General features: G+C 73.4%; 12 protein-coding genes. 2 read left to right on the forward strand and 10 right to left on the reverse strand.

The window, feature by feature from the left end; genetic code table 11:
* Positions 1-6 precede the first annotated feature (6 nt).
* Positions 7-1395 carry a sensor histidine kinase gene (locus BA062_RS14930; protein WP_146240037.1) on the forward strand — a complete coding sequence of 463 codons (1389 nt, stop codon included), beginning with the start codon at positions 7-9 and terminating at the stop codon, positions 1393-1395.
* On the opposite strand, the gene BA062_RS14935 is transcribed toward BA062_RS14930, so the two are convergent.
* The 3 genes from BA062_RS14935 to BA062_RS14945 all read right to left on the reverse strand — a co-directional run bounded on the left by BA062_RS14935 (position 1374) and on the right by BA062_RS14945 (position 4690).
* Positions 1374-2336 (reverse strand): TAXI family TRAP transporter solute-binding subunit, encoded by a 963-nt coding sequence (locus BA062_RS14935; RefSeq protein WP_110336662.1) that lies wholly within the window; start codon positions 2334-2336, stop codon positions 1374-1376. The two genes, BA062_RS14930 and BA062_RS14935, sit on opposite strands and share 22 nt — an antisense overlap.
* 300 nt (positions 2337-2636) lie before the next feature.
* The gene (locus BA062_RS14940) at positions 2637-3596 is read right to left on the reverse strand and encodes a hypothetical protein (RefSeq protein WP_110336664.1); all 960 of its coding nucleotides are present in this window, start codon (positions 3594-3596) and stop codon (positions 2637-2639) included.
* Entirely contained in the window at positions 3593-4690 is a 1098-nt protein-coding gene (locus BA062_RS14945) for a type VII secretion protein EccE (RefSeq protein ID WP_245959824.1), read from the reverse strand. Before BA062_RS14945 ends, BA062_RS14940 begins: the two co-directional genes overlap by 4 nt.
* A gap of 196 nt (positions 4691-4886) precedes the next feature.
* On the opposite strand from BA062_RS14945, the gene BA062_RS14950 reads away from it, so the two are divergent.
* A complete protein-coding gene (locus tag BA062_RS14950; protein WP_245959825.1) occupies positions 4887-5828 on the forward strand; it encodes a sigma-70 family RNA polymerase sigma factor in 942 nt (313 codons plus the stop codon).
* Positions 5829-5895: 67 nt separating this feature from the next.
* Here BA062_RS14950 and BA062_RS14955 read toward each other — a convergent pair whose 3' ends face one another.
* The 7 genes from BA062_RS14955 to BA062_RS14985 form a co-directional block, all read right to left on the reverse strand.
* Positions 5896-6354 (reverse strand): SRPBCC family protein, encoded by a 459-nt coding sequence (locus tag BA062_RS14955; RefSeq protein WP_110337385.1) that lies wholly within the window; start codon positions 6352-6354, stop codon positions 5896-5898.
* A 40-nt stretch (positions 6355-6394) separates the two neighbouring features.
* The gene (locus BA062_RS14960; RefSeq protein ID WP_110336670.1) at positions 6395-8092 is read right to left on the reverse strand and encodes an FAD-binding protein; all 1698 of its coding nucleotides are present in this window, start codon (positions 8090-8092) and stop codon (positions 6395-6397) included.
* Entirely contained in the window at positions 8089-8952 is an 864-nt protein-coding gene (locus BA062_RS14965) for a shikimate dehydrogenase (RefSeq protein ID WP_110336672.1), read from the reverse strand. Before BA062_RS14965 ends, BA062_RS14960 begins: the two co-directional genes overlap by 4 nt.
* Positions 8945-9796: a sugar phosphate isomerase/epimerase family protein gene (locus BA062_RS14970; RefSeq protein WP_110336674.1), complete on the reverse strand. Its 852-nt coding sequence runs from the start codon at positions 9794-9796 to the stop codon at positions 8945-8947. Before BA062_RS14970 ends, BA062_RS14965 begins: the two co-directional genes overlap by 8 nt.
* Positions 9793-10872, reverse strand: coding sequence for a Gfo/Idh/MocA family protein (locus tag BA062_RS14975; protein WP_110336676.1), 1080 nt, complete (start codon positions 10870-10872; stop codon positions 9793-9795). Before BA062_RS14975 ends, BA062_RS14970 begins: the two co-directional genes overlap by 4 nt.
* Positions 10869-12227: an MFS transporter gene (locus BA062_RS14980; protein WP_110336678.1), complete on the reverse strand. Its 1359-nt coding sequence runs from the start codon at positions 12225-12227 to the stop codon at positions 10869-10871. Before BA062_RS14980 ends, BA062_RS14975 begins: the two co-directional genes overlap by 4 nt.
* 141 nt (positions 12228-12368) lie before the next feature.
* Positions 12369-13265 carry a LysR family transcriptional regulator gene (locus BA062_RS14985; RefSeq protein ID WP_110336680.1) on the reverse strand — a complete coding sequence of 299 codons (897 nt, stop codon included), beginning with the start codon at positions 13263-13265 and terminating at the stop codon, positions 12369-12371.
* Positions 13266-13337: the final 72 nt, after the last annotated feature.

Below are 13337 nucleotides of genomic sequence, written 5' to 3' on the forward strand. Positions count from 1 at the left end.
CCACCGGTGCGAGCGAGGTTGCGCGCCGTTCTCGCGCTGCTCATGGCCGCCGTCGTCACCGCGCTGTCGGTGCCGCTCGCGGGCAGCCGGATCGACGTCGAACAGCAGACCATGCTCACCGACCGGCGCGACGACGCCCGCAGGCTGGTCTCGATGGCCGAGGCCGCGACCACCGGCGCCGACCGGATCTCGCTGCTCACCGACTTCCGGCGCTACGAAGAGGTACACGGGGTGCGGGTCGCGCTGTTCGATCCCACGCCCGCGGTCCGGCTCGCGTCGAGCGACACGGCCCGCTGGGCGGATCCGGACGTGCGCGAGCACGTGGCGATGGCCCTCAGCGGGCACCGGGACGTGACCGGCACGCGCATCCTGCCGTGGCAGTCGAAGGACCTCGTCGTGGCCGAGCCGGTGACCCGCGACGGCGACGTGCTCGGCGCGCTGGTCACCCTCTCGCCCACCGACGACCTCCGGCACAGGGGCGGTGTCGTGGTCGGCGTGGTGGCCGTGGCGGCGCTGCTGACGCTCACCTGTTGCGTGGCGGTGGCCTCGCGGATCGCGTCGTGGGTGCTGCGGCCCATCGGGCTGCTCGACCGGGCCGCGCACGAGTTCGGCTCCGGCAGGCTCACGGCCAGGGTCGCCGGCCGGAGCGGGCCGCCCGAGCTGCGCAGGCTCGCCGCGTCGTTCAACGACATGGCCGCGCGGGTCGAGGCCGCGATCGACCGGCAGCGGAAGTTCGTCGCCGACGCCTCCCACCAGCTGCGCAATCCGCTGGGAGCGCTGCAGCTTCGCATCGACCAGCTGGAGTTCGCACTGCGGCCCGGCCACGAGGAGGATCACGAACACGTGCGAACGGAGGCCAAACGACTCGGCCACATTCTCGACGATCTGCTCCGGCTCGCCCGCGCCGACGCCGGTGCGGGCGAGCCCGCGCTCGTCGAGGTGAGCGCCATCGTCGACGAGCGGTTGCTCGCCTGGGCGCCGCTCGCGAGGAACCGGCGGATCACGGTGACCGGCGGCCCGCACCAGCCGGCGCACGCGTGGTTCGAGCCGACCGCGCTGAGCACGTCACTGGACGTCGTGCTCGACAACGCCCTGAAGTTCACGCCCCGAGGGGGCGCGGTCTCGGTCAGGATCCGGCGCGACGGCGACGAGCTGGCGATCGCCGTCAGCGACACCGGTCCCGGTCTGGACCACGACGAGCTCGCCAGGGTGACCGACCGGTTCTGGCGCAGCCCCCGGCACCAGAACGTCGCGGGAACCGGACTCGGCCTCAGCATCGCGTCGGAGTTGCTGCGCCAGCACGGCGGCCGCGTCGAGGCGGAACCCACCGCCCAGGGCGGGCTGACCGTGCGGCTCGTGCTCAGGGCGGCCGATCACGGCTTGATCGCTCGGTAGTAGGCGAGCGCACCGGGATGCAACGGGACGGGGTCGGTGAAGATCGCGGTCCTCGGGCTCGGCGAGCGCGCGACCGGCACCGCCTCGGCCAGTGTGCGGCTGCGCTCGAACAGCAGCCGGGTCACCCATGCGACCACGGCGGGATCGGCGTCGGCACGCACGAGCAGGTAGTTGGGCACCGCGAGCGTGCGCGTCTGCGGCACGTCCGCGTAGGTGCCGCCCGGCACGGTCGCCACCCGGTAGCCGGCGCTGCCGTGGGTGGCGCGCATCGACGCGGCCTCGTTGCCGAGCGGCAGCAACCGGATCGGCAGCTCGGCGGCGAGCGCGGACACCGCGCGCGTCGGCAGGCCACCCGACCAGAAGAAGGCGTCGACCTCACCGCGCAGCATCGCGGCCGCGGAATCGCCCAGCCCGAGCGAGACCGGCCGGATCCCGCCCGTTCCGAGGCCGGCCGGCTCCAGGATCCGCCGCGCGATGAGCTCGGTCCCGCTTCCGGCCGAGCCGATCGACACGGTGCGGCCACGCAGATCGCCGAGTTCCCGCACCGGAGACGACGCGGGCACCACCACGTGCAGGTAGTCGTCGTAGAGCCGGCCGATCGCCCTCAGCGAGCCCACGGGTTCGCCAGGCGGGAGGCCGGTCTCCGTCACCGCGTCGGCCGCGCTGAACGCGATGTCACCGGTGCCCTCCACCAGCGCCCGCAGGTTCTCCACCGATCCCTGCGTCGCCACCACCCGTGCGCGAACGCCGGTGGCCGCGGCGAGCTCGCGCGCGAGGGCCAGCCCGTAGGAGTAGTAGATCCCGCCGGTGGAACCGGACACGATGACGACGCGGCGCACCGGACCGCCGTGCTCGGCGGCCGTCGACGCCGGGGGCAGCAGGCCCAGTAGCAGGACGCCGAGCAGCGCGAGCGTTCTTCGTGGTCGCCGGCAAGATCGCAAAGCTCAAGATTCCTCAAGAAGACTGCGTGGACGTCGCCACGACCCGTAGCTTTTCGTTGTCGCGCAAGAAAAGGAGGACCTGGAGATGCCAGCGCACGGCGCGGGGAGCCTACTGCCCGTTCGGCTTCCCAGGCCGCGCGGCGAGCGCGACGGCGTGACGGTCCACTGTGTCCCGAACAGGGCCGTCCCGTCCGCCCGTGCGTATCGCCCTTCCAGGTTTCCGGTTGAGCGGCGGCCGGAATGAGGTGCCCCCACGTGAAACCCCCGGCGTGGGGGCGCCTCGTCTCCCACGGCCCCGCCTCACCGCGCGCCCGGTCGGCCGAGCGCCCGCTGCTCGGCGCCGTCCGGCTCGGTCCAGGCGTACCTGATCCCCGTGCCGGCGTCCAGCGCGAGCATGTCGTCCTGGAGCAGCTGCAGGGCATGCGCGCCCCGGTCGGCGAGACCGCGGGCGCGCACCACGGCGGCCGCCTCCTCCGGCGTCAGCCGCTGGGTCAGCAGCACGTCGGCGGCACGGACCGCGGGCAACCGCGCGGGGGTGAGCCGCCCGCACACCAGCAACCGGGTCTGCCACGGCGGCTCTCCCGCGGGCGAGGGCACCGCCTCACCGGCGTCGTCCAGGTCGTCCACCCGGAGCAACGGCGTGTCGGCGGAGGCCACCGTGCCCAGCGGCGAACCGGGCGGGAGCACCGCGACCCGGTCGGTGCGCCCCGTCGCCCACTGCCCGAGGTGCCGCCAGGCCGCGTACCGGCCGGTGAAGACCACCGCCCTCGCCCCGAAACCGAGCGAACGGAACACCACGAGCCTGGCCGCCCACAGTCCGCCGAGCAGGACCGCCAGCGACGGGCGCGGGCCGAACAGCGGCAACGGGACGGGCGCGCCCGCCTGGTCCCGGCCGAGCGGCAGCCCCACCGCGCGGCCGGTGAGCTGCAGGCGGTCCAGTTCGTCCGCCGTGGCCACGTGCCTGCCGATGTGCAGCCTGCTGAGCCCGCGATGACGGCGGGTCCGCCACTCCGGCCGTGCCCTCGGCTCGCTCCGCGAGCCGTCACCGGCCGGGGGTGGAGCTGGTGGGAACGCCGGCGTGGCCAGTGGCCTCGCGGCCGCCTGCGGTGCGGGCAGCGCCCGCGCTGACGCGCTCGCCGTGGCCGTGGCCGGTGCCGCATCCTCGGACTCGGCCCGCGCTGGTTCCCGCGCGACGGCTGTCGCCACGAGCTGCTCACCGTGGCGGGGCCGTCCCTGCCTCGCACCCTCCGGCACGGTCATCGCGCACCGCCTCCGCTCGGCGCGGTGGCGTACACGGCGGGGGCGTGTTCGCCGTCGAGCCGGAACAGTCGTCCGCCCAGGTTCTCGGCGAGCCGCTGCGCGTGCGCGCATGCCGCCTCGTAGGAGGGCGCCGGGGCGGCCAGGCGCAGCAGGCAGCGCACGCCCGTGCCGTCGTAGCCCGGCTCCAGCAGGAACGTGAGGCTGGTCCGTGCCGCGGGCAGGTCACGCAACGCGGCCAGCAACGCCGTGCCCCGTTCCGGATCGGGCCAGGACGCGAGCCAGAAGCAGCCGTGCCGTACCTCGTCCACCTGCCAGGCCTCCCATCGCTCCTCGATGTTCGCGGTCGCGCCGGTGCCCAGACCGCACGAGCGGACGAGCGCGTCGAGCAGGTCACCCGCGCTGAGCAGCCGCGTGCCGAGTCCCCGCCTGCGCAGGATCCGCGCCACCCGCCGGGTCAGCTCGGCCAGCACCGCGGGAACGTCCACCCGGACGTCGGTGTCGTCGACCACCGAATCGGCCACGGCGGCCCCGTCGAGCCGCACCGCCACCCACAGCGCGCCGTCCGGCGGCCCGTGCGCGACGACCTGCAGCACGGCGCCGGACTGCTCCGCGTCGGTGACCAGCCGGGCCAGTGCCGCGAGCGGCAACGGCGGCCGGGCGCGGTCGTCGGGCGCGGGCACCACCTCGAGCGCGGTGAACCAGCCCGCGCCGTCACCGCCCATGCCGAGCGGGACGCCACCGGGTCCGTCGACGTTCTCCACCACCAGATCGGGCACGAGCTCCCGGACCGACGACAGCCGCGCGTCGTCCGCAGCGCATCCGGAGTGGCCGCGCCGCGCGCGATAACGCCACCACAGCCGGACGTGCTCGCTCCACCAGCGGCCGCGGTGACGGCCGAAGGTCACGACGACGGCGAGTACGCCCACGACGGTGCCGGTGATGGCCGCCCACGACTCCTGGACGACGACCACGAAGACCGTCACCTGGACGACCTCGAACACCAGCAGCCTGCCCACGCCGGCCGGGCCTACCCGGGCCCACCGCCTGCGCGGGCGGAACCACGGCTGCCTGCGCGCCTGCGTGCTTCCCACCACTCAGCTGACGATAACCACACGACGCCAGCCTGCCCCGTAGTCGATCCGCACCCCGCGCGAGGCCTGGCCCGCGCCACGGCGCTGACCTGCGCTTGGCCCCGCCGGTACGGGTGCCGCGACGCCCCGGTGCCGGCCAGAGGACCGCGCGAACCTCTACTCAGCCAGAAGTCCGGGGGCACTTGAAAGGGAACCACTGGTGTCCGTACCGCAGATCGACAACACCTCGCAGGCGGGGCACGGCCCGCATTCCGACCTGGTCGGGACCTACCTCAACGGCATCAGACGCACGCAGCTGCTCACGCGCGAGCAGGAGGCCGAGCTGGCACAGCGCATCGAGGCGGGCCTGTTCGCCGAGCAGCTGCTCGCCGAGGGCACCGACCGGTATGACCACGCCGACCTGCGTGCCATCGCCGGTATCGGCAGGGCGGCGAAGAAGGAGCTGCTCGAGGCCAACCTGCGGCTGGTCGTCAGCATCGCCAAGCGCTACACCGGCCGTGGCCTTGCCCTGCTCGACCTGATCCAGGAGGGCAACATCGGGCTCATCCGGGCGGTCGAGAAGTTCGACCACACCCCGGGGTTCAAGTTCTCGACCTACGCCACGTGGTGGATCCGGCAGTCGATCAACCGTGCGCTGGGCGAGCAGAGCCGCACCATTCGCATCCCGGCGCGGGTGCTCGACCGGGTCCAGCGGGTGACGAGGACGCGCAGGGCGCTGGCGACGGAGCTGGGCTACGACCCGACTCACGCCGAGATCGCGCGGGACCTGGAGATCCCGGTGTCCGAGGTGATCGAGCTGCTGTCCTACGACTGCGAGCCGATCAGCCTCGACCAGACCGTCGGCGACCAGGGTGACCGTCCACTGTGGGAGATCCTGCGCCAGCCGGAGTCCCCGGCCGACGACAGCGCGGGCAAGGCGCTGCGCGGCGAGATCGACACCGTGCTCGCGACCCTCACGCCGAGGGAACAGGAGGTGATCCGCCTGCGGTTCGGTCTCGACGGCGGGCGCGAGCGCACGTTCGAGGAGGTCGGCCGCGTCTGCGGCGTCACGCGCGAGCGGGCGCGCCAGATCGAGAAGCGCACCATGCTGAAGCTGCGCGACCCTGAGGTGTCGCGGAGCCTGCTCACCTACGCGTCGTAGGGCGAAGCCCCGTGCCCGGCCGGCCGACGGCCTCTCGCCGGCCGGGCACGGATCCACGGCCGGCCGGTCAGTCCGACTCGGCGACCTCGGCGAGCCGGTCAAGCGAGGCGCGCAGGCGGTCCTCGGTCGTCGCCCTGGCCCTGGCGAAGCGGTTCTCGTCGGTCAGCCGCGACCAGTCGTAGGTGTGGACCACCCTGGTGCGGCCCGCGCCGAGCGGTTCCAGCTCCCACCGCCAGAGGTGCCCCGGCGGTTCCTTCCCCTGCTCGGACGGCAGCCACGCGATGCGCCGCCCCTCCTCGAACTCGACGACCCGGTTCGCCCGCACGGCGCCGTTGGTGAGCGTCATGGTGAACACGTCGCCGGTGCCGCGGACGCGCTGGCCCTCCGGCGCCTCGGCGAGGTTGTCGTTGCCGTCCCACCGCGGCTGCCGCGCGGGATCGGCGATCAGTTCGAAGATCCGTTCCGCACCGGCGGCGATCTCCCGGTGGGCCGTCACGACGGTCGGTGTCTCGGGATTCTCGGTCACCGCCTGATTGAACCATCCCGGCGCCGAGGGGCGCACCGGCTCATCGTCGCGTGCGGGCGGCGTGGCGAGCGGCCTGGTAGCCGAACGTCAGGCCCGCACCCACCTGGCAGCCCGCGCCCGGGTACTCCGCCGCCATGATCGAGTCCGCGTCGTTGCCGCACGCGTAGAGCCCTGGCACCGGCTCGCCGTCCTCGCCGAGCACCTGCGCGTCGGGGTTGGTCCGCACGCCGAGCGCCGTGGCCAGTGGCGTCGGGACCACGGCTATCGCGTAGAACGGCGCCCTCTCGATCGGGCCGAGGTTGACGTTCGGCTCGTGCGCCGGGTCGCCGTACTGGTGGCCGAACGGGCTCTGCCCCTTGCCGAACTCCTCGTCGACACCCGTGCGCGCGAACCGGTTCGCGTCGGTGACCGTCCTTTCCAGACCGTCGGCGTCGACGCCGATGGCGGCCGCGAGCTCCCGGATCGTGCGCCCGGTATGCAGATAGCCGGCGCGGATGTGCCGCCGCAGCAACCGTTCCGGCAGATGCGGGTAGATCATGCCGAGGCCGTAGCGGGCGAGCGTGCGTGCGTCGAGAACGAGCCACGCCGGGATCGTGGGGACCGCTTTGTGCGAGTCGTACATCGCGCGCGTGAAGCGGTGGTAGGACACGGACTCGTCGACGAACCGGCGGCCGGCTGCGTTGACGGCGACGATGCCGGGCTTGGCGCGGTCCCAGATGTGCGGGAACACCGCGGTGGAGCCGTCCCGGCGGCGGCCGATCGAGCTGGGGAACCACAGTGCGTTGTCGTCGTGCCGCGGTCCGAGCGCCGCTCCGGCGGCGCGGGCGAGCGCGAGGGTGTCGCCGGTGGCGCCCTCGCTCGCGCGGGTGAACTGCGGGGTGGGTTCCGGCAGGTGCTCGGCGCGCAGCTGCGGGCTGGCCGAGAACCCACCCGCCGCGAGCACGACGCCGTGCCGCGCAGCGACGCGCACCGTGCGGCCGCGGTGCGAGACGACGGCGCCGACGACCCGGCCGTCGTCGCCGGTGACGAGCTCCGTGGTGCGCGCGGTGAACCAGACGTCGCCTGAGCGCCGCAGCAGCTGGTAATAGAGGTTGGCGACGAGCGCGTTGCCCATCGCGAGCCGCGTGCCGCGCGGGTAGCGGAGGCGGTCGGCGGCCCACCGCGCGCCGAGGCGCAGCGCCACGGCCAAGCCGCGCGGCGAGCCGTCGAAGATGCTCAGCAGCTGGTTGACCTCGGGGCGCCTGACCATGAGTGTGCCGCGGAAGAGGGCGAACTCGGGCACAGGACGCCGGATGCGGCCGAACCGCGTCTTGCCGAGCCTGCGGCCGTCGAACGTGCGGGGTTCCAGTGCCCGACCGACGCCGGCGCCGGGGATCTCGGGGTGGTAGTCGACCACCGTCTTCGAATGCCAGAAGCCGACGCCGACGCGGTCGAGGTAGTCGATCATCGCGGGACCCGCGGCCAGGTACGCCTCGCGGAGCTCCCTCGGCGCCCGGTCGCCAACGAGTGCGTCGAGGTAGCCGCTGGCGGCGGCGATGTCCGCGGCGGGGTCGTCCTGGTAGCGGTGCCCGGGTATCCAGCACGTGCCCGCCGAGTAGGCGGTGGTGCCGCCGACCCATTCGGTCTTCTCCAGCACCAGCACGGACAGGCCCTCGTGCGCGCCGACCACCGCCGCGCCCAGCCCGCCCGCGCCGGAGCCGAGCACCAGCAGATCGGTCTCGTGGTCCCAGCCGGTCATGAGTCGGTTCCTTCCCGCGTGGTGAGGGTGCGCAGATGCCGGCGCATGCGACCGAGGTCGGGCGTGGCGCCGGTGAGCAGTGCGAGCGTCCTGGCGGCCTGTGCGACGAGCATCGCGCCGCCGTCGAGCACGCGGCAGCCCTTCGCCCTGGCCGCGACGAGCAACGCCGTGTCGAGCGGCCGGTAGACGACGTCGGCAACCCAGTGCCGGGACTCGAGCGCGGCGGTGTCGAAGGGCAAGCCAGGGTGGCCTGTCATGCCGATCGGGGTCGCGTTGACGATGCCGTCCGCGCGCGCCAGCTCCTCCGGCACGGCGCCCGCGGCGGTGATCTCGCCACCGGGGAAGGCCGCGCGCAGCCGGGCGAGGAGTGCGGCCGACCGGTTCGCGTCGGGGTCGGCGATCGCCACGGCCGCGCCCGCGCCGGCGAGGGCGTAGGCGACCGCGGAGCCCGCTCCCCCGGCACCGGCCACGACCACCCGCCCGCACGCGATGCCGGGCAGGCCGTGTCGCAGTCCCGCGAGGAACCCACTGTGGTCGGTGTTGTGGCCGACGAGCCGGCCCTCGTCGACGGACACGGTGTTGACCGCGCCCAGCGTCCTCGCGTCCGGGGAGAGGTCGTCGAGCTGGGTGAGCACCGTCTGCTTGGCCGGGTGCGTGACGTTGAAGCCGGTGACGCCCTCCCGGACGGCGTCGCGCAGCGTCCAGCCCGGCGGCAGGTCGCCGAGATCGAGCAGCTCGTAGGTGTAGTCGAGGCCGAGCGCGGCGGCCTCCCGCTCGTGCAGGGCGGGTGACAGCGAGCCGCTGATGGCGGCGCCCACCAGCGCGACGCGGTGGCGGGCCGGGGCGAGCACCTCAGACATGGGCGTCCACGGTGGTGAGCAGGCGGCGCACCGCGTCGAGGTTGCGGCGCGCGAATTCCACCGGCGGCAACACTGCCTGCAGAGCGGCGTGCGGCACCTCCACGCTCAGCGGGGTGCCGTCCGGAACGGCGGTGACCAGTTCGCGCAGCGGCAGCTCGCCGTCGCCGACCAGCTCGCGCCGCACGCGCGCCTCGACCTGGAGCACCGATCCGTCGGCGCGCATGCCCATCGGCAACTCGGCGGGCAGGTCCAGGTGCGCGGGCGCGGCGAGCGGACCGTCGCACAGCTGCACCACGGGCACGAGATCCGGGTCGAGTGCGCGGACGTCGTCGAGCGGGCTCCCGCCGCGCTGGACGTGCAGTGCGTCGAGCAGCACGGCCGCACCCGTCGCGGAGGCGAGTGCCGCGGCCTCGGCGACGGTGCTCACCGGCTGGTAGCTGATGGGTTCGAGCGTCGGCCGGAGGCCGAGCGGGAGTGCGTCGTCGGTCAGCGCGGCGAGCGTGTCGGTCAGCCGCGAACGGTCGGGATCGGCAGCGGCGACGCTGACGGTGCTCGCTCCGAGCGCCGCGCCCGCGTCGAGCGCGGGCCGCCAGTCGGCGGCGACGGTGTCCGGGCCCAGCGTCAGGAACTCGATGTCGCGGACCCGCAAACCGGTGTCGGCGAGGCGCCGCACGGTCTCCCGGGACATCGGCGAGCCTGCCGCCATCGGGTACTGGTGCTCCCCCGCCGTCGCGGCGCGCACCCGGACGCCGACGAAGTCGTACCCGGCCTCGGCCGCTGCGCCGACCAGGTCGGGCGGGCTGAGCCGGAGCAGGGTCAGATGGGCGAGCCCGATCGGGGTCATGCGGGGATCTCCTCCTTCAACGTGGGCACCGGCTCGGGACGGCCGGACGCGGCCGAGGCGTAGAGCGCGGTGAGGATCGCCAGGGACTTCGCGGCCTCGCGTCCGGTGACGGCGGGGTCGCGGCCGTCCCGGACGGCGGCGGCGAAGTCCGCGATCTGCAGGGCGTGGAACGGCGCGAGGCTGCCGTTGATCGCCGACAGCGGCAGGTCTGCGGCCAGACCGGAGCCGAACGGCGAGGTGACCGCCTCGGCGCCGGGCACGGCCCAGACGTCGACCCGGGCCTCGCTGCCTTCGGGATACTCGGCGAGCCCCGCGGTCGCACCGGTGCTCCCGGTGACCCGCACGCGGGTGCCGAGCCCCGGGGTGAGCGCGGTGGAGGCGGCGACCGTGGCGAGGCCACCGGAGGCGAAGCGCACGGTGGCCACCGCGGTGTCCTCGACCTCGATCACGGCACCGTGCTTGACGGTGGTGTGGGCCGCCGACACCTCGACGGCCTCGCCCATGAACCACTGCAGCAGGTCGACGTTGTGCACGGCCTGGGTGATGAGGACACCGCCGCCGTCGGTCGCCCACGTGCCGCGCCACGCGTCGGCCGTGTAGTACGACGTGTCGCGATGCAGTAGCACCGAGGCGTGCCCGAGGAACGGCCTGCCGAGCGTGCCGTCGTCGATCGCGGCGCGGATGCGTTGTGCCGCGGGCCAGAAGCGCCGCTGGAACAGCACACCGAGGATCACCCCGGCCGCCTCGCACGCGGCGACCATGCGGGCGGCCGCGCCGAGGTCGATCGCGATCGGCTTCTCGCACAGCACGTGCACGCCGTGGACGGCCGCCTCGGTGACCACGGCCTCGTGGGTCGGGTGCGGCGTGCAGACGCTGACCATGTCGAGGCCGAGCCCGAACAGCGCGTCGGGGCTCACTGCGGCGGCGCCGTAGGTGGCCGCGAACCGGGCGGCCCGCTCCGGGTCGACGTCGGCGCACGCGACGAGCTCGACGCCGGGCAGGTCCCGGTAGGCGGCGGCGTGGTTGCTCGCGACGTTGCCGCAGCCGACCACGCCGGCGCGCAGGACGGCGCTCACCGGCGCGCCGCCGGGGCCGGGCTGTCCACAGTGGCCGGTGCGCGCCGCTCGCCGAGCCGGGCGGTGGGGATGCGGAAGGTCTCCGGGCCGGTCAGCGCGGCGGCCGCCGCGGCCACCACGAACGCGGCGCACATCCACGCCACCGGCGTCCAGTTCGCCTGGTCACCCGCGGTGAGCACCGAGGCGAGCAGCGGGGTGAACCCGGCCGCGAGCAGGCCGACCATCAGCCCGATCGCCATGCCGCTGTAGCGGACCCTCGCCGGGAACTGCTCAGGGAAGTAGGCCGGGTACACGCCGTTCGGCGCGGCGTAACAGAAGCCGATGAGCAGCACGGCGGACAGGTAGATCCACGGCACGTTCCCGGTGCCGATGGCGTCGAAGAAGACGAAGACCATCACGCCGACGCCGACCAGCCCGGTGACGAAGACCGGTTTGCGGCCGACACGGTCGGCGATGAGCCCGTAGACGGGTTGCGTGACGACGGCGACCAGGTTGGCCACGGAGATCACGGCGAGCATGGTCGGCTTCGCGACACCGGCGACCTCGGTGGCATACGCGAGCGCGAAGACGTTGACGATCGTGTTGACCATGGCGAAGCTCGCGCAGACGGCGATGCGCACCACGGTCAGCCAGTGGTAGCGCAGCAGTTCCACCACGGGTGCCTTGGCGGTCTCCTCGGTCTCCTTCAGCTCGGCGAAGACCTCGGGCTCCTGCAGCGAGCGGCGCAGGAAGTAGGCGACGCCGGTGACCACGATGCTCAGCCAGAACGGGATCCGCCAGCCCCACGAGAGCAGCTGGTCCTCGGGAAGGGCGGCGACCGGGATGAACACGAGGCTCGAGACCACGATCCCGAACATGATGCCGCTCATCGTGAAGCTGGTGAAGAACGCGCGCCGCCGATCCGGTGCGTGCTCGACGGTCAGCGAGCTCGCGCCCGGTGACTCGCCGCCCGCGGAGAGTCCCTGCAGCAACCGCAGGACCACCAGCAGGATCGGTGCGGCGATGCCGATCTGACTGTAGGAGGGCAGGCAGCCGATGAGGAACGTCGCCAGACCCATCATGACGAGGGTGGCCATAAGCGCGTTGCGCCGGCCGAAGCGGTCACCGAAGTGTCCGAAGAGGATCGCACCGGCGGGGCGGGCCACGTAGGCTACACCGAGCGTCGCGATCGACATCAGTGCGCCGGTCGCGCCGGTGTCGGGGAAGAAGACCTTGCCGAACACCAGCGCGGCGGCGGATCCGTAGATGAAGAAGTCGTAGTACTCGAGGGTGCTGCCCAGGAAGCCCGACAGTGCGGCCTTCCTGGGGTCGTTGCGGGTACCGCTCGAGTGCGCGGCCGATGCCGTGGGGGACATGGCGCTCCTTTCGATCCGACGTCGTCGGCGGAGACCGCGCCCGTCAGCGCGGTTCGGTGGGGTTGCCGACGAGGGTCGCAAGCACAACTATGCCCCGTCCAATACTTGGTTTCACCTACACTATGTACCGAGAGGACATAATCACCGCTCAGGTGTCGGGAGGACCTCCTCGGCCAACGCGAGGACCGCCTTCAGCACCGGCGAGGGGTTGTCGTCGAGCCACGCCAGCGCGTGGTCCATGTAGGTCGGCTCACCGCGCAGCGGCACGAACGTCGCCGACGACGGCATGATCCCGGCAACCCCGGACGACATCAGCGCGACGCCGACCCCCGCCGAAACCAGGGTCAGGATCATGTACGGGTCGGTGATCTCCTGGACGACCCTGGGCCGGAACCCGGCCTTGACGCACGCCTGCGTCGCCAGTTCCTGCAGCGCCGACCCGGCCGCGGCCGGCGTGGTGATGAACCCCTCGTCGGCGAGGTCGGCGAGGTCGATCGCCGACTCACGGGCGAGCGGATGGTCGATCGGCAGCGCCGCGCCCAGCGGCTCCCGCCCGATCAGCCGCGTTCGCACCGGTGACGGGTCGATCGGCAGTCCCACGAACGCGATGTCGAGCCCGCCCTGTTCGAGCTGCTCCACGCCGTCGCCGGTCATCACGCGCCCGGTGAGCGACAGCTGGACCTCGGGGTAGCGCTGCCGGACCGCGCGGGTCAACGGCGGGAGGGTGAGGTGATTGAGCGCACCCGAGAAGCCGATCGACACCGTGCCGTAGACCACCCCGGCGGTGGCTCGCGTGGCCTGCCGTCCCAGCTCGAGCTCCTCGAACACCCGGTGGGCGTGCGGCAGGAACGCGTGGCCGGCGGGCGTGAGCGCGACGCTGCGGGTGCTGCGGTCGAACAGGGTCGTGCCGAGCTCCTTCTCGAGTTTCCGGATGGTCTGGCTCAGCGGCGACTGGGCGAGCCGCAGCCGCGCGGCGGCCCGGCCGAAGTGCAGCTCCTCGGCCACGGCGACGAACGCCTCGAGCCAGCGGATCTCCATTTGCGTCCCTTCCGGCGACGGCGGGGCTTGCACTGCCACGCCTGGCGCTTATAGTCGCTCTGCAGCACAGTG

Source organism: Prauserella flavalba (assembly GCF_003202235.1).
GTDB lineage: Bacteria > Actinomycetota > Actinomycetes > Mycobacteriales > Pseudonocardiaceae > Prauserella_A > Prauserella_A flavalba.